The 18,323-nt window shown below is 35.1% G+C and carries 20 protein-coding genes and 1 other annotated feature; of the genes, 15 read left to right on the top strand and 5 right to left on the bottom strand.

What is annotated here, in order from left to right; all coding sequences use genetic code 11:
• Positions 1 to 7: 7 nt before the first annotated feature.
• The 4 genes from AC1DMU_RS20125 to AC1DMU_RS20110 all read left to right on the top strand — a co-directional run bounded on the left by AC1DMU_RS20125 (position 8) and on the right by AC1DMU_RS20110 (position 3,230).
• Positions 8 to 388 carry a hypothetical protein gene (locus AC1DMU_RS20125; protein ID WP_088063213.1) on the top strand — a complete coding sequence of 127 codons (381 nt, stop codon included), beginning with the start codon at positions 8 to 10 and terminating at the stop codon, positions 386 to 388.
• Between the two features lie 13 nt (positions 389 to 401).
• Complete coding sequence (locus AC1DMU_RS20120; RefSeq protein ID WP_088063214.1) at positions 402 to 1,346, top strand: hypothetical protein; 945 nt, start codon at positions 402 to 404, stop codon at positions 1,344 to 1,346.
• A 249-nt stretch (positions 1,347 to 1,595) separates the two neighbouring features.
• Positions 1,596 to 2,093 carry a phage holin family protein gene (locus tag AC1DMU_RS20115; RefSeq protein ID WP_431144245.1) on the top strand — a complete coding sequence of 166 codons (498 nt, stop codon included), beginning with the start codon at positions 1,596 to 1,598 and terminating at the stop codon, positions 2,091 to 2,093.
• Between the two features lie 78 nt (positions 2,094 to 2,171).
• A complete protein-coding gene (locus AC1DMU_RS20110; RefSeq protein ID WP_431144244.1) occupies positions 2,172 to 3,230 on the top strand; it encodes an N-acetylmuramoyl-L-alanine amidase in 1,059 nt (352 codons plus the stop codon).
• A 59-nt stretch (positions 3,231 to 3,289) separates the two neighbouring features.
• On the opposite strand, the gene AC1DMU_RS20105 is transcribed toward AC1DMU_RS20110, so the two are convergent.
• The 3 genes from AC1DMU_RS20105 to AC1DMU_RS20095 form a co-directional block, all read right to left on the bottom strand.
• Positions 3,290 to 3,427, bottom strand: a complete 138-nt coding sequence (locus tag AC1DMU_RS20105; protein WP_170879373.1) for a hypothetical protein — start codon at positions 3,425 to 3,427, stop codon at positions 3,290 to 3,292.
• Between the two features lie 11 nt (positions 3,428 to 3,438).
• Positions 3,439 to 4,515, bottom strand: coding sequence for a response regulator aspartate phosphatase (locus tag AC1DMU_RS20100; RefSeq protein WP_431144243.1), 1,077 nt, complete (start codon positions 4,513 to 4,515; stop codon positions 3,439 to 3,441).
• 569 nt (positions 4,516 to 5,084) lie between these two features.
• The gene (locus AC1DMU_RS20095; protein ID WP_088063219.1) at positions 5,085 to 5,870 is read right to left on the bottom strand and encodes a hypothetical protein; all 786 of its coding nucleotides are present in this window, start codon (positions 5,868 to 5,870) and stop codon (positions 5,085 to 5,087) included.
• Positions 5,871 to 5,979: 109 nt separating this feature from the next.
• On the opposite strand from AC1DMU_RS20095, the gene AC1DMU_RS20090 reads away from it, so the two are divergent.
• The 5 genes from AC1DMU_RS20090 (at position 5,980) to AC1DMU_RS20070 (ending at position 10,231) form a co-directional block, all read left to right on the top strand.
• Positions 5,980 to 6,627, top strand: coding sequence for an HD domain-containing protein (locus AC1DMU_RS20090; protein ID WP_087982623.1), 648 nt, complete (start codon positions 5,980 to 5,982; stop codon positions 6,625 to 6,627).
• Positions 6,624 to 8,519, top strand: a complete 1,896-nt coding sequence (locus AC1DMU_RS20085; protein WP_088063220.1) for an ABC-F family ATP-binding cassette domain-containing protein — start codon at positions 6,624 to 6,626, stop codon at positions 8,517 to 8,519. The genes AC1DMU_RS20090 and AC1DMU_RS20085 overlap by 4 nt, the downstream gene beginning before the upstream one ends.
• 75 nt (positions 8,520 to 8,594) lie before the next feature.
• The gene (locus AC1DMU_RS20080; RefSeq protein WP_001260655.1) at positions 8,595 to 9,326 is read left to right on the top strand and encodes a Bax inhibitor-1/YccA family protein; all 732 of its coding nucleotides are present in this window, start codon (positions 8,595 to 8,597) and stop codon (positions 9,324 to 9,326) included.
• Between the two features lie 153 nt (positions 9,327 to 9,479).
• Positions 9,480 to 9,734, top strand: coding sequence for a DUF4318 domain-containing protein (locus tag AC1DMU_RS20075; protein WP_000975142.1), 255 nt, complete (start codon positions 9,480 to 9,482; stop codon positions 9,732 to 9,734).
• Between the two features lie 158 nt (positions 9,735 to 9,892).
• Positions 9,893 to 10,231 carry a single-stranded DNA-binding protein gene (locus AC1DMU_RS20070; protein ID WP_048540931.1) on the top strand — a complete coding sequence of 113 codons (339 nt, stop codon included), beginning with the start codon at positions 9,893 to 9,895 and terminating at the stop codon, positions 10,229 to 10,231.
• A 25-nt stretch (positions 10,232 to 10,256) separates the two neighbouring features.
• Here the strand turns inward: AC1DMU_RS20070 and AC1DMU_RS20065 are convergent, their stop codons facing one another.
• Positions 10,257 to 10,847: a TetR/AcrR family transcriptional regulator gene (locus AC1DMU_RS20065; protein WP_088063221.1), complete on the bottom strand. Its 591-nt coding sequence runs from the start codon at positions 10,845 to 10,847 to the stop codon at positions 10,257 to 10,259.
• Positions 10,848 to 10,969: 122 nt separating this feature from the next.
• A complete protein-coding gene (locus tag AC1DMU_RS20060) occupies positions 10,970 to 12,118 on the bottom strand; it encodes an FAD-dependent monooxygenase (RefSeq protein WP_262366752.1) in 1,149 nt (382 codons plus the stop codon).
• A gap of 243 nt (positions 12,119 to 12,361) precedes the next feature.
• Between AC1DMU_RS20060 and AC1DMU_RS20055 the strand changes: the two genes are divergently transcribed.
• The 6 genes from AC1DMU_RS20055 to AC1DMU_RS20030 all read left to right on the top strand — a co-directional run bounded on the left by AC1DMU_RS20055 (position 12,362) and on the right by AC1DMU_RS20030 (position 18,264).
• A complete protein-coding gene (locus AC1DMU_RS20055) occupies positions 12,362 to 13,489 on the top strand; it encodes a conserved virulence factor C family protein (protein ID WP_087982610.1) in 1,128 nt (375 codons plus the stop codon).
• A 3-nt stretch (positions 13,490 to 13,492) separates the two neighbouring features.
• A complete protein-coding gene (locus AC1DMU_RS20050; RefSeq protein ID WP_088063223.1) occupies positions 13,493 to 13,876 on the top strand; it encodes a thiol-disulfide oxidoreductase DCC family protein in 384 nt (127 codons plus the stop codon).
• An 83-nt stretch (positions 13,877 to 13,959) separates the two neighbouring features.
• Positions 13,960 to 14,394, top strand: coding sequence for a BrxA/BrxB family bacilliredoxin (locus AC1DMU_RS20045; RefSeq protein ID WP_000063705.1), 435 nt, complete (start codon positions 13,960 to 13,962; stop codon positions 14,392 to 14,394).
• A gap of 49 nt (positions 14,395 to 14,443) precedes the next feature.
• Positions 14,444 to 15,220, top strand: a complete 777-nt coding sequence (locus AC1DMU_RS20040; protein ID WP_088063224.1) for a class I SAM-dependent methyltransferase — start codon at positions 14,444 to 14,446, stop codon at positions 15,218 to 15,220.
• Between the two features lie 40 nt (positions 15,221 to 15,260).
• Positions 15,261 to 15,475, top strand: a binding site (T-box leader).
• Between the two features lie 46 nt (positions 15,476 to 15,521).
• The gene (gene argS / locus AC1DMU_RS20035; RefSeq protein WP_088063225.1) at positions 15,522 to 17,210 is read left to right on the top strand and encodes an arginine--tRNA ligase; all 1,689 of its coding nucleotides are present in this window, start codon (positions 15,522 to 15,524) and stop codon (positions 17,208 to 17,210) included.
• A gap of 133 nt (positions 17,211 to 17,343) precedes the next feature.
• A complete protein-coding gene (locus AC1DMU_RS20030) occupies positions 17,344 to 18,264 on the top strand; it encodes a class I SAM-dependent methyltransferase (RefSeq protein WP_088063226.1) in 921 nt (306 codons plus the stop codon).
• Positions 18,265 to 18,323 lie beyond the last annotated feature (59 nt).

Raw genomic sequence — 18,323 nt, 5'->3', positions numbered from 1 at the left:
TGATGATATGGGAACTAAAATGAAAATTAATAGATTCAAAGGGGAAACAGCAAATTCAAATCCAACATTCGTGGAAAGAAAAGAACAAATTTTCATAGAAAAAGGGCAGGTAGAATATATACCGATTAATATTGGATTCAACAAATATGATATCCGAACAATTAAAGTCATAAATGATAAAGATTCCGAAACGGTCGTTACAATTTTTGATAAAAAAGAAGATGGAGATCAAATATACAAGAGTCTCCAAGAGAAGAAAATATACGATATATTAGCAATACCGATTGAAGATAAAGATAATACTGCAGCCGCTCATGTTTTTGTTGAAAACAAAGGAGATTCGGCTGCTTTATTTTCTTTAAATATAAAAGCAGTAAGTTTATCTTAAAGGAGAGAACTATATGACTAATAAAATTTTTAATCGCTTTGAAGTTGCACGAAAAGACATCTTCCAAACAGTTATTGATGAGATGCTTCGAGTGGGATGGGTGCAAAAAAATAAAGGAGACTCTTCTGAAAATAACTTTTTTGTTATGTATTCAGATGGTAATGATAATAAGAAAAATATATTCTTAGAACTTATCCCGTTTGATGGAAGAAATTCAGAATCTTCCCCGTCAACAAACTCTAGTTATGATATTAGAAAATCAGACTACGCAGATCCATTCTTTCGTTTTTCTGAAGGATACGAGGAAAACACAAGTAGACGGATAAATATAACTGATTCCAATCCTTTAGGCTGGTTTTCTGGTAGAAGATATAACACCGGCTTTACAAAGGGAAAAGGACCAACCTATGATAAGGATGCGATTTTCGAATTATACATTTTTGCGGATAAAGAACGTGTTATTGTTGCTACAATTGCACCAGAATATCTATCTGGTTACAACGTTGTTTCATATATAGGCGTTCCGGATGACCTGTATTTAAAAGAATCACATGAACCATTTACAAGGGCGATATATGCAGCATCAACAGCTTTCTCCGGAGTAACTTCTAATTCTTCGACGCAGCAAAATCAAGGTTGGATGTTTGCGGGCCCTGAATCATTTCCTTCTTCAACTAAACCATATAGATCCACCACAAGTTATTTTACGCCTTTGAAGAACCCGACAATTGATAAATCATATATTTTGTCTCCTATTTTTGTAGAGACTAAGGAGGAAGGTGTCCGAGGACGATTAGATGGAATATTTTATTTAAGCGGAACAACGAATTTATCACAAGGAGACTTCATTGAAATTCCAACCGATGAAGGGATACAAAAATATAGATATTTAGCTTGTGTTAGTAATACTATGAACACCTATTCACTACCATCAGATATTGTAATAAGGGTTTCTTGATTATGGCTACTTTTAAAGGAATGATATTACGTAATTATCTAACTGTAGCCAATAGGAACGTACAAACACGGAAGGGAGCATTTTTACCTAAGCTAGAAATACCTAACAATCCACAAAACCATGACATGAGACGACCACGACAAGAACCATTAGAACATTCATGGAAAAAATTAAATACGTAAACAAGAAAATCCAAGCGTGCAGCAGCAGGCTTTTTATTTTGGCCAAAATTTGAAAGGAGGTGAGAACTTGGAACGAATTCAAGAACTTATCAAGGCATTGAATATATCTGATGTAATTACAAGTACTCAATTTAAAGTGGGTGGCATTATAAGCGGAGGACTAGGAACATTAATTAATTTGCTATATGGTAAGGCGAATGTAATTTGGATTGGAATCTACTGCTGGATTATTATGTTGGACTGGATTACTGGTAGTAAAGCTTCAAAACTAGATGGCACATACTCATCACAATATGGAATTGAGGGCATCACGAGAACCGTGGTGCTTTTATCATTGCCGGCTCTTGCACATTTATTTGATATCGCTCTTAAACTACCCGATTTCTTTTTCTTTATGGTAGTTGGTGGGTTGAGTTATCACATTTTTAATAGTTTTGCTGCAAACTGTGCACGAATTGGCTGGGAAAAATGGATTCCAGCGTGGTTATTAGAAAGTGTAGCATCTGAAATTCAAGCAAAAATCATAAGGTCTAATGCAAGAAAAGAAAAACATAATACAAAATAAAAATATACGCCTTACATAAGGAGAGCATTGTCAAAAGACGGTGCTCTTTTTGTTTGGCTAAAAAGGGGAAAATACACAATGAAAAAACCAATTAAACTATTTAGTTCCTTATTTATGACTCTATTGCTCTTATTTTCATTTGCTACGGCTTCTTTTGCCGATAGAGTACTAATTATCCAAGACTTACCGAAACAAGCGTATCGTAACGGCGTAGGCGTGTATGAGGGCGTTGTGGCACATAGTACAGCAACACCAGAAGCGCCAGCAATTAATATTCAAAAGTATGAGTCTCGTACATGGCGTTCTGCTTTTGTTCATTATGCAGTAGATTGGGATGAGACAATCCAAATTGCCGATACAAAATATATCGCTTATGGTGCTGGACCAGCTGCAAATAAAAGATTTGTTCACGTAGAACTTTCCGAAACTAGTAATCCAGCTAAATTTATATCTTCTTACGAACGTTATGTAAAACTATTAGCTAAGATTTTAAAAGATAGAGGGATTCATCCAAGCAAAGGTTTATGGACACATAAAGACATTACTTACAAATTAGGTGGAACCGACCACGAAGATCCGCTTGATTATCTTCGCAGTCACGGTGTATCGGAATCACAATTCAGAACGGACGTACAAAAGGCGTATGATGGCGCAACAGTTACAGTTAAACCAAAACCACAAGAACCTATTCAAAACGTTGTAGGAGGAACAGGAGTAGCTTATATCGATGGATATAATGTAAACCTTAGAAGTGGGCCATCAACAAATTACGGTGTTATCCGTCAATTAAGTAAAGATGAATCCTATCAAGTATGGGGAAAAAAAGGTGATTGGTTAAATCTCGGTGGTAATCAATGGGTTTATAACAACCCATCCTACATTAAATATCAAGGAGAACAAACTTCTGCTGCAAGTTCTGTAATTGGAAAACGCGTTGTTTCTAAAGTGGACAACCTTCGTTTCTACGACGCTGCTTCTTGGTCTGATAAAGATGTAGCAGGAACAGTAGATGAGGGGCTTGGATTTACTATTGATGCTAAAGTATCTGTTAATGATTCACCACAATACAAAGTGCACAACAGTAAAGGCACAACATACTATATAACTGCAAATGAAGCCTATGTGTATGTGAAGTAAAGGAGGGCCTACTCTATCATGAGTAGGCCCTTTTTTGTATTTATTTTAAACTAATTAAATTAACCACCTGTGTGACCGTGCGAGTATTGTACAACTTCTTCAGAGGATACTTGTGTTTCTTTTGGGGTGTTTGCATTTCCTAAGATTAAGGTAAAAGCAGTTAATATTCCTAATGAATAAAGAATTGTTTTTTTCATTTTAGTGCCCCCTAAATAATTTTTTTGTTTATTGTAGAACATAAATAAAAATACTCACTTGACTTTACATGATCATTTTCACGATAGAATTTTAGTGCTAATTTTTCATTATATTCCTTTACATACTCATATATATTTTCTCGTTCAAAATATACATTACCTGCTAATACAATTTTTTCTAATTCTTCCGCACATACATCTTTTGCTATTGCTTGTGAAATTTTAAAGTGATGTTCATATTCTTCATTTTTTAAATCTGTACTAATTTTCAAGCCTTTCTCAAACAACTCTAATGCTTTTTCTTTTTCCCCAATTTTTTCATGTTCACATGCTGCAATCAATATAGCCTTATAATCATTCGGTAATTCTTTAATGACTTCTGAAAGGTGACGAATAGCTAAGTCTGATAGTTTTTGGTTTGCGTACATAAACCCTAAATTGTGACGCACATATAAGATAGCCTGTTCTTCTTTTTGTTTTTGGAAAATATTCATTGCAGACATAAAAAATTCTTCAGCTGTTTCAAATTCATTTAAATGTGTACAGATAAGACCAGATACGTTATTGCAATATCCTATATTTATTTCGTATCCGTTATATTTAGAGAAGATTTCTTCTGCTTTGGACACTTGTTGAAATGCAGGTATATACTGCTGATGGTGACAGTTAAATGTAGCGAGTTTGAAATAAAACTCTGCATGCTCTAACTGATCTGGTATTTCTCTTAGTTTTATTTCAGCCTTATCATAGTAAATTTTAGCTAAGTTGTAATTTCCGACTATCGTCGAATGCATCGCCTTAAAAAAGTAATAGTAGTATATAAGAAAATCATCTGTTGGAATATTAAAAGATTCGATTTTGTTGAAACTATCTTTTCCAATACTTAAACTATCAACTAAATATTGATGACGAAAATCTAATAGAGAGTAGTATAAAAGTAAGTTTTGATTTTCTTCCATAATTTTTATTTTTTTATCAATTTCAGTTTTTAATAGATGTGCATTTCTTACATGTCTAGCGCGAATTTCAATGTACCATTCATTCAGCATTTGCATGATTTGTTCATTTGTTTGTGCCTGAACCTCCATACAACAACCTCCCCTTAGAGTTACAATGTTTATTATTTCCATTTATTTTAACACGCCTTTAGATATATAAAATTTTAAGAACTTGATATAATATATACGGAATATTCAGTTTTCTTAAATGTATATAAAGAACTCTAGATTTTTAGTGTTTTCCATAAAAAAAGAAGGCGTATATACGTCCTCTTTTTATTTTAATTATGACCAAATTATATTTGAAATAACATAAGGGATAATGTTCCAGTATATCAAGCCCGTTAACAATAATGTCTGGACGTGGCTTGCTATCAAGAAACTGTCCGAGTGCCAATAGGAAAAAGTGTTGGTTTCTCATATGAATTTCATAATTGAGAATTGGTTTAAATAACCGGTGCACCAACAGCAAAATGTGATTCATATATTTGCGCACATTTTGCGCACATTTTGTTCACGTACTATATAAAAAAGTATGAAAATCTATAAAAATAATTATTTTAATAAAATTTGTTCTAGATATACAAAAGTGCCAAAACCCTTGTGGTATAAGGGTTTTGGCACTTTTGTGTTTTTTATATTATATCAAATAAACAATCCTAAAACTGCTCATTCTTCTCCCAAGATTCCACAATATAATGTGCAATCGTCGGGTTGAACCCTTTCCCAACTAAAAACATAATCGCAGCAACTTCTGTTAAAGCGTGTTTGTGTGATGTATGTTTTGCTTCATTTAAACCGTAATCTACCCAAGGTTTTACGAAATCTAGTACAGGTTTCTTTAAAGGTAAAAACTGTGTACCGACAACTTGTTGAATTTGTTGTTGTGTTGGTTCTGTAATTGGTCCAGGCGGTAAGATTTGCGGTTGTGTAATATCGAGTGTTGGTCCTGGTGGTAAAATTTGTGGTTGTGTTGGATCAATTGTTGGTGGTTTAGGCGGTGAGACACGCGCGTTGTAGTTTGGTTGGTACATTTGTTGTTGGTATTGTGGTTGTTGCGGCTGAGTTTCGTATGGATTTGGTTGAAATTGTTGCTCTTGATTTTGTGGTGCTACATATGGATTTTGAGGGTATTCATAATTTGGACGTGAGTCGTATGGATTTTGTTGATATTCAGTTTCTTGATTTTGCGTTGTTGCATATGGATTTTGCTGATATTGTTGTTCTTGATTTTGCGGTGCTGCATATGGGTTTTGAGGATATTCATAATTAGGACGTGTGTCGTATGAGCTTTGTTGATAATTAGCTTCTTGGTTTTGCGGTGTTTCGTATGGGTTTTGTTCATATTGTTGCTCTTGTTCTTCATATTGTTCTGTGTATCTTTGGTCCTGTTGCTGAGGGTAAAATGGTTGTTGTGGATAAGGCGGTTGATTATTATAGAACATATTTATTCCTCCTCCATGATGATGCTTACCACTCAGTGTATGGGCGGACAAGAAAATATGTGATGAAAAAATGCGGGCGTGTTACAATAAGTAACTGGGTGAAGATAAAATGACAAAACAAGAAAAGATTCAAAAAACAATTACTTTTGTAAAACATATTTTAGAAAAAGATGCGAGTGGGCATGATTGGTATCATATTGAACGCGTACATAAACTGGCGATTTCTTTATCCGAGCAAGAAGGGGGAAATCGTTTTATAATTGAAATGGCAGCATTACTTCACGATGTGGCAGATGAGAAGTTAAATGAAAGTGAAGAAGCAGGAATGAAAAAAGTTTCTGATTGGTTAGAAGAGTTACATGTTGAAGAAGAGGAAAGTAAACATGTTCTTCATATCATCGCCAATATGTCTTATAAAGGTGGTCATGGCGGTAAAGTGGATTCACTTGAAGGGAAGCTTGTTCAAGATGCGGATCGCTTAGACGCTCTTGGAGCAATTGGAATAGCTCGCACATTTGCGTATGGTGGAGCGAAAGGGAGATTAATGTATGATCCAACTATTCCTCCGCGTGAAGTGATGACGAAAGATGAATATAGAAAAAATAACGATCCATCTTTAAATCATTTCTATGAAAAACTTTTAAAACTAAAAGACTTAATGAACACGAACGCAGCAAAACAAGAGGCTGAAGTTCGTCATCGTTATATGGAACAGTTTATTGAACAATTTATGAAAGAGTGGAATGCACAAATATGAAAATGTTAACTGTGGAAAACTTATCGAAATCATACGGAGAAAAACCGTTATTTGATGGATTATCATGTAGTATTACAGAAGGACAACGTGTCGGAATCATTGGTGTAAACGGTACTGGTAAATCGACATTATTAAAAATTATTGCAGGGTTAGAAACTCCTGATACAGGTGATATGACGCATTCACGTGGTTATACAATTAGTTATTTATCACAGCAACCAGAGTTTGATGAAAAACTAACAGTATTAGAACAAGTGTTCCATGGTGATACACCTTTAATTCGTCTTCTTCGTGATTATGAACAATCGTTATTAAATATCGAAAAAGATCCAAGTAATGAAAAAGTACAGGAACAATTATTTGCAGTGCAGCAACGTATGGATGCGATGAGTGCATGGGAAGCAAATGCGAATGCAAAATCGTTATTAACGAAATTAGGAATTACTGATTTTACAGCAACTGTTGGAAACCTATCTGGTGGACAAAAAAAGCGTATTGCAATGGCGCAATGTTTTATTGAAACACCTGATTTATTAATTTTGGATGAGCCTACGAACCATCTTGACCATGAGACAGTTGAATGGTTGGAAGAATATTTAGCAAGATATACTGGTGCGGTATTACTTGTAACCCATGATCGTTATTTCTTAGATCGTGTGACAAACCGCATTTTTGAATTAGACAATGGTAAACTATATAGTTACGAAGGAAACTATAGTACATTTTTAGAAGCGAAAGCACTTCGTGAAGAACAAGAAATTGCGCAAGAATCAAAACGTCAAAACTTATATCGCCGCGAACTAGCATGGATCCGCCGCGGTGCAAAAGCTCGTTCGACAAAGCAAAAAGCACGTATTCAACGATTTGATGAGTTAAAAGGTCAAGAAGGACCAGCTGCAAAACAGTCAGTTGATATTGCGCTTAGCGGGAGTCGCCTTGGCAAAAAAGTACTTGAGTTAAAAGATGTAACGAAAAAATTCGGTGATAAAACGGTATTACACAACTTTAATCATATTGTGAAACCAGGAGATCGTATCGGAATCATTGGAGCGAATGGAAGCGGAAAATCTTCTCTATTAAATATGCTTGCAGGCAAGTTAGCTCCTGATAGTGGTGAAGTTGAAGTAGGACAAACTGTAAAAGTTGCTTATTATACGCAAGAAAATGAAGAGATGAATTTAAATCAGCGTATGATTGAATACATTAAAGAGATTGCAGAAGTTATTCATACGACAGACGGAAAAGTAATTGGTGCATCTCAAATGCTAGAACGTTTCTTATTCCCGACGCACTCACATGGTACACCGCTTGGTAAACTATCTGGTGGTGAAAGAAGACGTTTATATTTATTACGTATTTTAATGGGAGAACCAAACGTACTATTACTTGATGAACCTACGAATGATCTAGATACACAAACATTAACAGTACTGGAAGATTATTTAGAAGATTTCCCAGGTGTCGTTTTAACTGTATCGCATGACCGTTACTTCTTAGATAAAGTAGTAGATGAATTGTTCATCTTTAGTGGCGGAGGCGAAGTGCGTGAATTCCTAGGTAGTTATACGGACTTTTTAGAAATGGAAAAGACGAAAGAACTTATTGAGAAGGCGGAAGTTCAAAAAGAGAAAAAAGTAGTAGAAGAAGCTCCGAAACAACAACGTAAACGTAAACTTTCATACAAAGAGCAGCGTGAATGGGAAACAATTGAAGATACAATTGCCGAACTAGAAGGGAAAATTGAGTCAATTGGAGAAGAACTTGCGAAAGTTGGATCTGACTTCACAAAGGCACAAGAATTATCTGAAGCACAGCAGAAAACAGAAGAAGAGCTAGAAAAAACGATGGAAAGATGGAGTGAACTATCAGACATCGTTGAAGGATTAAAATAAAAACAAGCTGCATATATTGAAAAGTAAAGAGAAAAACTTTACACTATTGGTAGAACCTATTTTAGGAGGGAAAAAATGAGAACATCTAATCCAATGTTGAAAAAAGAGGCATTCCGTAAAGAGGGAGCAAGCGCTTCTGCGATGACGATTGGCGGAACAGTAGGCAAAACGTTTATTATGCTTATCTTGCTACTTGCAACGTCTGTCTATTCATACATACAGATGATGCAGGGGACGATGAAGATGCCGGTATTAATTGGTGCTTTAATCGTTGCGGCAATCATCGCATTTGCGTCTATGTTCTTTCCGCGTATTTCACCTTTTGGTGCACCAATCTATGCGGCGGTAGAAGGGGTTGTATTAGGTAGTATTTCAGCAGTTTATACAATGAAATTTGGCGATTCTATCGTTTTAAATGCTGTATTACTAACAATCTCAATTCTATTTGCAATGTTAGTGTTATATGCAACGCGTGTAGTAAAGGTAACGGATAAATTCCGTACAGGCGTGATGGCAGCAACACTTGGAATTATGGTTATGTATTTAGTCGTATTTCTACTAAACATGTTTGGTGTAACTGTTCCGTACATTCACCAAGGCGGTACGATTGGTATTATTATTAGTGCAGTTGTTATCGTAGTTGCTGCATTAAACTTATTACTAGATTTCGATTTAATCGAAAATGGTGTACGTAGTCAAGCTCCGAAATATATGGAGTGGTACACTGCGATGGGACTAATGCTTACATTAGTTTGGTTATATTTAGAAATTCTTCGTTTCGTTTCTTACTTTACGAAAAATGACTAATAAAAAATCCTGCATAAAAAATGCAGGATTTTTTTATTTTCAAAGATAGAGTGAAATTTTAATCAGTGAGGCTTATACTGCCTGTTAATGCAGGGTAATTTCGGTAATGGTATAATATGGTTGTTGGTAATTCAAATTGGAGGGGGATGGAATATGATGAAAGAGAAGAAAGGGATTATGAAAAAACTATTTTCTAAAAGTTTTTTCATAGAACTAGAAGATGCTTTAACGTATCCATCATCAGAAGTTATTATTTCCGCTATTGAAAGGTATGCGGTTGAATGTCAGGAACAATTGAATTTTGAGAGTAAAGTTAAACCGATTACTTTTTACTTAGAAAATGTAATGTATCGTGTTGAGATAAAGATGGCTCGCGGTGGATATTACATTTCCTGTAGTGAAGTATAAATTTTGAAACCTTACATGTTTAATATATGTAAGGTTTCTTTTTTTCTTTTACAGCATATAAAATAATATTTTTTACTTTAAAATATATTATTTTACGCTTTTTACCCTTCATACATTTTTCTTTACAATGAAGAAAAATATGTGAGGTGGTATAACATATGATGAATCGAGTTGTATTAATCGGTAGATTGACAAAGGAGCCAGAATTATACTACACAAAGCAAGGTGTCGCTTATGCACGAGTATGTGTTGCGGTGAATAGAGGTTTTCGAAATAGTTTAGGTGAGCAACAAGTAGATTTTATTAATTGTGTCGTTTGGAGAAAATCGGCTGAGAATGTAACTGAATATTGTAAGAAGGGGTCACTTGTTGGAATTACCGGACGTATTCATACGAGGAATTACGAAGATGATCAAGGAAAGAGAATATATATAACGGAAGTTCTGATTGAGAGCATTACATTTTTGGAGAAAAGGCGGGAGGGGGCATCACAATAAGAGGGCTTAGTAGTATAGCCCTCTATCACTTTTGATTGATACCCTCCCAAACAACATCTAATTGTTGATTGAGTATATTTTTCACGTTTATTTCATTAGCATGTAATAGTGAATGGGACATTAATGTATAAAAATAAGTACTCATAATTGTAGAGGTGATAATATGTATATCCCATTTACTGTTTAATTTTCCTGTCGCTTTTGCTTCTGCAATAATTGAAGATAAACCTTCTTGTAGTTGTTGTATGCTTTTTACTTCATTTTCTACTAAGTAGTTAGACTTAATAATCTCAAAGACGGCATGCTGCATTAAATCACCATGTCCAGTAAAACGGTCTAGTAAGTCTCCTAGAACAAGTTGGATTCTTTCTTTTGGATGTTCCACATTTTCATATGCTTTTAAACTTTCATTCCATAGCTCAATTTGAGAATCACCTAAAAATAATAATATGTTTTCTTTTTTCGGAAAGTAGTTGAAGAAAGTTCCTTTTGCAATCCCGCATGCAGTAGTAATATCTTGAACCGTTACATTTTCGTACCCACGTTCTTGGAAGAGTTGTACTGCTTTTAGGAATATAAGTTCTTTTAATTCTTTTTTTCTCGTTTCTCTAAGCATTTTATCTACTCCTAACACAAACAATTATATCTGTTTAATAGATAATCTTAAATAAAATCTTACTTCATGATTAAGTTTAATGTAATTGAAAGAAGGGTAGAGAATGCTGTTTCTCATTTTTGTTATAAATGAAAGTTGTATAGTTCATGTGCTTGTCTTTCAGAAATCCATTTCGGAATACGTTTCATTACTTCGTTTCTCACTATAGTTAAAGGTGTACTTTTTATTTGCGCCATTTTTCCAACTTTCCAAGCAGTATTTGAGATTTTTTCAATTCTATCTCGTCTTTTTTGTTCGTATTCTATGAATGCTTGACGATAATGGGCATTATTCTTAATACATTCAGCCAAAATAATCGCATCTTCAATTGCCTGACAAGCTCCTTGACCTAAATTAGGAGTAAGTGCATGAGCTGCATCCCCAATAAATACGATGCGCTTTTCAAAAAACTGTTTCATTGGTGTAATGTCTACAATGTCACGATGAATCATAGTAACGTCCGATGCATTATTTAAAATAGATGGGATGGGATTGTGGTAAGTTTTGAAATGATTATATAAATCTGCTGTTGTGTAAGCTTTGTATTTTGGATCTCTAGCTTTAGCGTTTATGAGCGCATACCAGTATACTTCGTTATTGGGAAGAGGGACGATACCAAATCTACCGTTAGTTCCCCAAGTTTCAATAAAATCGTTTGTTAAAGAAAGGTTATTAGTAGGAGTTACGCCGCGCCAACACGTATATCCTGCATAACGATAATTATCGCTTTGTGTTACTTGTTTTCGAACGACAGAATGAATACCATCAGCAGCAATGAGTATATTACCAAGTGCTTCACTACCATCTTGGAATAATATTTTTAAGGCGTTTTCTTCATTTTGTTCTATTTTTGCGCATTCTTTTCCCCATTCGACAGTATCTTCTTTTAGTTCAGAAAGTAGTAATTGATGTAAATTTTTTCTATGAATGGAGTACATTTTTGGATAACATGCTGGAATGGTCAATTTATTAAAAATAGTTCCTTTTTCGGATACAAGGTTAAAGCCGTCACTTTCGTTGCCAATTTTTTTTATTCTCTCAGAAATTCCGAATGGTTCAAGTGCTTGCATCGCATTTGGGGCGATGATAATACCTGCACCAGCAACAGTAGGTTCAGTATTTTGGTCATATACTTTTACATCTAATCCTATTTTTTGTAAGGAAATTGCTGCGCAAAGTCCAGCAATACCGCCACCAATAATTATGACATTATTCATTTGATATCCCTCCAACTTAGAGTGACTTTGACCATAAAATGACCGTAGTCATTTTATGAGTTAAGGTTAATCCCTTTTTCTGGTATTGTCAATTATACTTTTAACTTTAGTTTTCGAACGATTAGGTGAAAATAGAATGAATGAAACTTCTAAGAAATGTAGAAAAGGAATTAGCAAAATTAAGCATCCGAGTAGGAGTATAGAGTGATAACATGTTACAATACAGCTAAGAACACGCAATAAAGGAGAGTTTTTTACGTGAAGATTAAAGCAATTGAACCGACGCCAAGTCCAAATACAATGAAAGTTATTTTGAATGAAGTATTACCATCAGGAGCGCGAAATAATTATACAAATGAAAATAAAGAACAAGCACCAATGCAAGTGCAAGAAATTTTGAAAATTGAAGGCATTAAAGGTGTATATCATGTAGCCGACTTTTTAGCAGTGGAGCGAAATGCGAAGTTTGACTGGAAAGTTTTATTACAACAAGTTCGTGCTGTTTTCGGCGAACAGGTAGTAGAAGAAAGTGAAGAACAACAACTTGCTCATTTTGGGGAAGTGAAAGTGTTTGTTCAAATGTTCTTTACAATTCCAATGCAAGTAAAGTTAACAGATGGAACATCGGAAGAACGTGTTGGTTTACCAGATCGTTTTAAAGAATCAATTATGAAAGTTCAAATGTCTGCACCAAACGTTGTGAAAGAGCGCAAATGGGTAGAACAAGGTACACGTTACGGTAATTTTGAAGAAATCGGGAAAGAAGTAGTAGAAGAGATTGTTGCTGCTTATTCAGAAGAACGTGTAAATGAAACAGTTAAAGAATTATTAAACCAGGCAGGTGCTGTTGAAGTAACGATTCAAAAGCGTGAGCCATATAAAGTAACAGTAGAGATGATGAAAGATGCTGACTGGAAAAATCGTTTTGCAGCATTAGAGCAAATGGATCCTACTGAAGAGGATATGCCAGTGTTGAAGATGGCGTTAGATGATGAAAAAGTTTCAATCCGCCGTTTAGCAACAGCGTATTTAGGTATGGTAAAAGGTGATGGGGTATTGCCGTTATTATACAAAGCGTTATTAGATCGTTCAGTAAGTGTTCGCCGTACAGCGGGCGATTGCTTATCAGACGTAGGTGATCCAGCAGCGATGTTCGTTATGATTAAATCTCTGAAAGATTCAAGTAAATTAGTACGCTGGCGTGCAGCTATGTTCTTATTTGAACTTGGAGATGAAAGTGCGATTCCTGCATTAAAAGCAGCGCAAGATGATCCGGAGTTTGAAGTAGCGATGCAAGCGCGTCTAGCATTAGAGCGTATTGAAGGTGGAGAAGAAGCAAAAGGTTCTGTATGGAAACAAATGACGGAGTCTCGTAAAGGGGAGTAATGTATGATTGTTTTCTATGATAGTTGGTGTCCGATGTGTACGGCGGTTGCAGAACGTACGAAAAAACTAGATAAAAAGGGTAAGATGCAATTTGTTTCATTTCGAGATGAAGATGTAGTTGAGAAGTATGAACTTTCTCAAGAACTACAAAGTAAGATGGAACAAAGATTGTATATTTTAAAAAATAATAAGTGGTATGCCGGAATTCATAGCATACATGTATTAGCAAAGGCCGTTCCATCTTATTGGTTTGCCGTTCCTTTTATAAAACTATCTATCGTACTCGGATTTGGAAGTAAAGTATACGATTATATCGCTAACAATAGAAAACTTGTCCCAGTTGGACATTGCTGTGAAGGGGTTTGTGAAATCCCTACAAAAAAATGAAATCATCGTTATCTTTCTTTTGCACCTAGTAATAGAGCGTGATATGATGAATTTGGAATGAAAGTTGAAGGAGAGATTACACGATGTCAAATGCTTATGAAGAATACATGCGCCAAATGGTAATCCCAATGCGTCAAGAATTAGTGCGTTCTGGGTTTGAAGAGTTAACTACAGAAGAAGCTGTAACAGAATTTATGGAAAACACGGCAGGTACAACTTTAGTAGTTGTAAACTCAGTTTGTGGTTGTGCAGCTGGTTTAGCACGTCCATCAGCAGGTCAAGCAGTTGTTCGTGCTGAAAAACAACCAGATCATCTTGTAACTGTATTCGCAGGTCAAGATAAAGATGCTACTGCAAAAATGCGTGAATACTTCGGAGAAATTCCTCCATCTTCACCATCTATGGCATTATTAAAAGGAAAAGAAGTTGTTCACTTCATTCACCGTCATGAAATTGAAGGTGCAACTATGGACGAAATTATTACGAACTTAGAACAAGCTTTCGAAAAGAATTGCTAAAGAAGGGGGAGAGTAAATCTCCCTCTTTTCTTTATATAGAGGTGAAACAATGATCGTAACAACAGCAGGAAGAACAAACAAAGAAATGACGGATTATGCAAACAAGGTAGCAGCAGAATTAAATCGTTCTTTCGTTAAACGTAATGACGTACCAGTACATAAACTGCATGAGCAGTATGAACAAGATGTACTTGTTGTAGGGAAAAACCGATTAGCTATTTATCCGAGAGGAACGGAAGAGTCATTTTTCTTTCATCCAAACTCAGCGATGTTTCGTGTGAAAAGGTTAATGCGCGGAGAACAGGATCCGTTTGTACAAGCCGCGCAATTAGAGAGCGGAATGACAGTATTAGATTGTACGCTCGGTATGGCATCAGATAGTATTGTAGCTAGTTATATTGTTGGTGAAAGCGGAAAAGTAACGGGACTTGAAGGCAATGAGTATATGGCTTATATTATGGAAAATGGTTTAAAAACATGGTCTTCAACTGTTTCTGAAATTGATGAGGCAATGCAACGAATCGATGTGAAGCAAACGGAGCATTACGCATTTTTAACACAATGTGAAGACAATAGTTATGATGTTGTGTACCTTGATCCGATGTTTGAAGAAACTGTTATAGAATCAGATGGAATAAAAGGATTAAAACACTTCGCTTTGTATCATGATATTACTAACGAAACAATTGCAGAAGCGAAGCGTGTGGCGAGAAAGCGTGTCGTTCTGAAAGATCATTTCCGTAGTTCTAGATTTGAAAAACATAATTTTCATGTATACAAAAGAAGAAGTGCTAAGTTTCACTTTGGTGTAATTGACCCTTGCTAATTGTTTGAAAAGATGTATAATAAGCAATAATTAATTAAATATACTGTCGGTGATGAAGAGAGTAGTCTTTTTTAGAAGGAAAGCGAGCTAGGGATGGTGTGAGCCTAGTGCGGAAGGAAAAGATGAAGCGCACTTCGGAGATGCTTCTTGAACGAATAGTAGAGTAAGCCGAGGCCCCCTGTCCTCGTTATAAACGGGAAAGTGGTTCGTAATGAACAACAAGGGTGGTACCACGGGTTTAAACTCGTCTCTTTTTAGAGACGAGTTTTTTGTGTTTAAAAAAATAAGGAGGTTATATAGTATGGATTATAAAACGCAGTTTGCGGAAAGTTTATCCGATATTTTTACGAATGAATTAACGCAAAATCAAATTTTAGATTTAATCGAAACGCCGAAACAAGATGAATTCGGAGATGCGGCATTTCCATGTTTTTCACTTGCGAAGCAATATAAAAAATCACCAGCTATTATCGCAAAGGAAGTTGCAGGAAAATTAAGTGATCCATTTTTTACGAAAGTAGAGGCTGTTGGTCCTTATGTAAATGTCTTTTTTAATCGTGAGACGGTAAGTGATGATGTATTAAAAACGGTATTAGCGGAGAAAGAAGAGTACGGTCAAAATCACTTTGGTTGTGAAAAAACGGTAGTTATCGATTATTCATCTCCTAATATCGCGAAACCTTTTTCAATGGGGCATTTACGTTCTACAATGATTGGAAATTCACTGAAACATATTGCTGAAAAATGTGGTTATGAAGTTGTAGGAATTAATTATATTGGAGACTGGGGTACACAGTTTGGAAAGTTAATTACCGCTTATAAAAAATGGGGAAATGAAGCAGTAGTTAAAGAGGATCCAATACGTGAACTATTTAAGTTATATGTTCAATTTCATGAAGAGGTAAAAGACGATGAAGAATTAGAAGAAGATGGACGCGCTTGGTTTAAGAAATTAGAAGAAGGTGATGAAGAAGCTGTTGAGCTTTGGAATTGGTTCCGTCACGAATCCTTAAAAGAATTTTCTCGTATTTATGAACTTCTCGGTGTTGAGTTTACTAATTTTCAAGGAGAAGCCTTTTATAATAACTTAATGGAAGATTTTATTGGGATTTTAGAAGAACATGATTTGCTTGAAGAGTCAGAAGGTGCGTTAGTCGTTAATTTAGAAGAAGAGGGAATGCCGCCTTGCTTAATTAGAAAATCCGATGGTGCAACGATTTACGCAACACGTGACTTAACAGCAGCGTTATACCGTCAAAACACATATGCATTTGATAAAGCGTTATATGTAGTTGGCCCAGAACAAAGTTTACATTTTAATCAATTTTTCACTGTATTAAAAAAGCTTGGTTACAATTGGGTTGACGGCATGGAACATGTACCGTTTGGGTTCATTTTAAAAGATGGTAAGAAAATGTCGACACGTAAAGGAAGAGTTATTTTACTTGAAGAAGTACTTGAAGAAGCAATTGACCTTGCAAAACAAAATATTGAAGAGAAAAATCCAAACTTAAAACAGAAAGAAGAAGTAGCGAAGCAAGTCGGTGTAGGCGCAGTTATCTTTCACGATTTAAAAAACGAGCGTATGCATAATATCGAATTCTCATTAGAAAACATGCTGAAATTTGAAGGTGAAACAGGACCGTATGTACAGTACACACATGCACGTGCGTGCTCTATTTTAAGAAAAGAAAGTGTAGAATTTGAAACGTGTACGTTTGCATTAAAAGATGATCATAGCTGGAGCGTTGTAAAATTACTGAATAAATTCCCTCAAATAATTGAAGCAGCTTTCAACAAAAATGAGCCATCAATCATTTCAAAATATGTATTGGATGTAGCACAATCGTTTAATAAATATTACGGTAATGTTCGTATATTAGAAGAGAGCGAAGAGAAAGACAGCAGACTCGCATTAGTGTATGCTGTGACGGTTGTATTAAAAGAGGGATTACGTTTACTTGGGGTGGAGGCACCTGAGGAGATGTGAAACAAATAGGTATACGTATCATAGTAGATATGTATGCCTATTTATTTTTATAGAAAATGTGAAAGCAGAAGTTTTATTTTATTAAATCTAAATTTTTCTAGAATTGTTTCAAGTGTAGGAATGTCCTTATTAAATGGAGAATTGTAATGTCATATATAAAAAGGAGGCGTTAAACTTGGAAACATACGATTGGAACAGTAAACTAGCATATTTAAAAAACACAAGAGATTTATATTACAACGACGATTATGTAAGCTTTTTAGTAAATATGGTTTGGAAGATTACTAAGCCAGTACATATTGTTGATTATGGTTGTGGATATGGTTATTTAGGCTTAGTATTAATGCCTTTACTTCCAGAAGGATCAAAGTATACAGGCATTGATAGTGGAGAAACATTATTATCTGAAGCGAGAGAGTTGTTTCGTTTACTTCCGTATGAGACAGAATTTCTTGAGGGAGATGCTACAGAAATTGAATTGAAAGATACATACGATATAGCAATTTGTCATGCTTTCTTATTACATATGAGTTCGCCAAAAATGATGCTAAAAAAAATGATACATTCAATTAAAAAGGGCGGAAAAATAATCTGTTTTGAACCACATTGGATATCAAATATGTCTTCATACTCTTTAGATGGAGAGAATCAATCAGAAATTATTAGGCTAGGTGCTTTGCAGAAGTTATTTGAAAATGACATGCAGAGAAGCGGAAAAGATGGAAATATTGGTATGAAAATACCGATGTGTTTAAGTGAACTAGGCGTAAAAAATATTGAATGTAGAGTAAGTAATAAAGTGAACTTTTTAGATTCTAATATGCACTATAATGATAAACAAAGGTTGTATCATTCATTAAAAGAAGAGGGGATTGCAGGGGATCCGGGTGATAAACAGCATTTTATAGAACGTTTAATGGCTAGAGGATTAACATATGATGATGCGCTAGCTCAATATGAAGCTGAACTCCGATTTTTTAAGGCATTTCATCTACATTCTTCTTTAGTATATGCTCCGAATATGAAAATTACATTTGGTGAAATAGTATGTTGAAAGATAGCGATTTATTGAGGATTGTCATTTTTTGTCGGTAAGTCGATATCCACCGTATA

This window comes from Bacillus sp. 01N45, from assembly GCF_056399205.1.
This window is presented reverse-complemented; position numbering and strand designations above follow the sequence as displayed.

Coding starts and splice junctions, on each gene's coding strand:
- argS (WP_088063225.1), top strand. CDS start 15,522: ATGGATTATAAAACGCAGTTTGCGGAAAGTTTATCCGATATTTTTACG.
- AC1DMU_RS20045 (WP_000063705.1), top strand. CDS start 13,960: ATGTCAAATGCTTATGAAGAATACATGCGCCAAATGGTAATCCCAATG.
- AC1DMU_RS20105 (WP_170879373.1), bottom strand. CDS start 3,427: ATGAAAAAAACAATTCTTTATTCATTAGGAATATTAACTGCTTTTACC.
- AC1DMU_RS20070 (WP_048540931.1), top strand. CDS start 9,893: ATGATGAATCGAGTTGTATTAATCGGTAGATTGACAAAGGAGCCAGAA.
- AC1DMU_RS20110 (WP_431144244.1), top strand. CDS start 2,172: ATGAAAAAACCAATTAAACTATTTAGTTCCTTATTTATGACTCTATTG.
- AC1DMU_RS20100 (WP_431144243.1), bottom strand. CDS start 4,515: ATGGAGGTTCAGGCACAAACAAATGAACAAATCATGCAAATGCTGAAT.
- AC1DMU_RS20065 (WP_088063221.1), bottom strand. CDS start 10,847: ATGCTTAGAGAAACGAGAAAAAAAGAATTAAAAGAACTTATATTCCTA.
- AC1DMU_RS20075 (WP_000975142.1), top strand. CDS start 9,480: ATGATGAAAGAGAAGAAAGGGATTATGAAAAAACTATTTTCTAAAAGT.
- AC1DMU_RS20050 (WP_088063223.1), top strand. CDS start 13,493: ATGATTGTTTTCTATGATAGTTGGTGTCCGATGTGTACGGCGGTTGCA.
- AC1DMU_RS20040 (WP_088063224.1), top strand. CDS start 14,444: ATGATCGTAACAACAGCAGGAAGAACAAACAAAGAAATGACGGATTAT.
- AC1DMU_RS20120 (WP_088063214.1), top strand. CDS start 402: ATGACTAATAAAATTTTTAATCGCTTTGAAGTTGCACGAAAAGACATC.
- AC1DMU_RS20030 (WP_088063226.1), top strand. CDS start 17,344: ATGGAGAATTGTAATGTCATATATAAAAAGGAGGCGTTAAACTTGGAA.
- AC1DMU_RS20090 (WP_087982623.1), top strand. CDS start 5,980: ATGACAAAACAAGAAAAGATTCAAAAAACAATTACTTTTGTAAAACAT.
- AC1DMU_RS20080 (WP_001260655.1), top strand. CDS start 8,595: ATGAGAACATCTAATCCAATGTTGAAAAAAGAGGCATTCCGTAAAGAG.
- AC1DMU_RS20085 (WP_088063220.1), top strand. CDS start 6,624: ATGAAAATGTTAACTGTGGAAAACTTATCGAAATCATACGGAGAAAAA.
- AC1DMU_RS20095 (WP_088063219.1), bottom strand. CDS start 5,870: ATGTTCTATAATAATCAACCGCCTTATCCACAACAACCATTTTACCCT.
- AC1DMU_RS20125 (WP_088063213.1), top strand. CDS start 8: ATGGGAACTAAAATGAAAATTAATAGATTCAAAGGGGAAACAGCAAAT.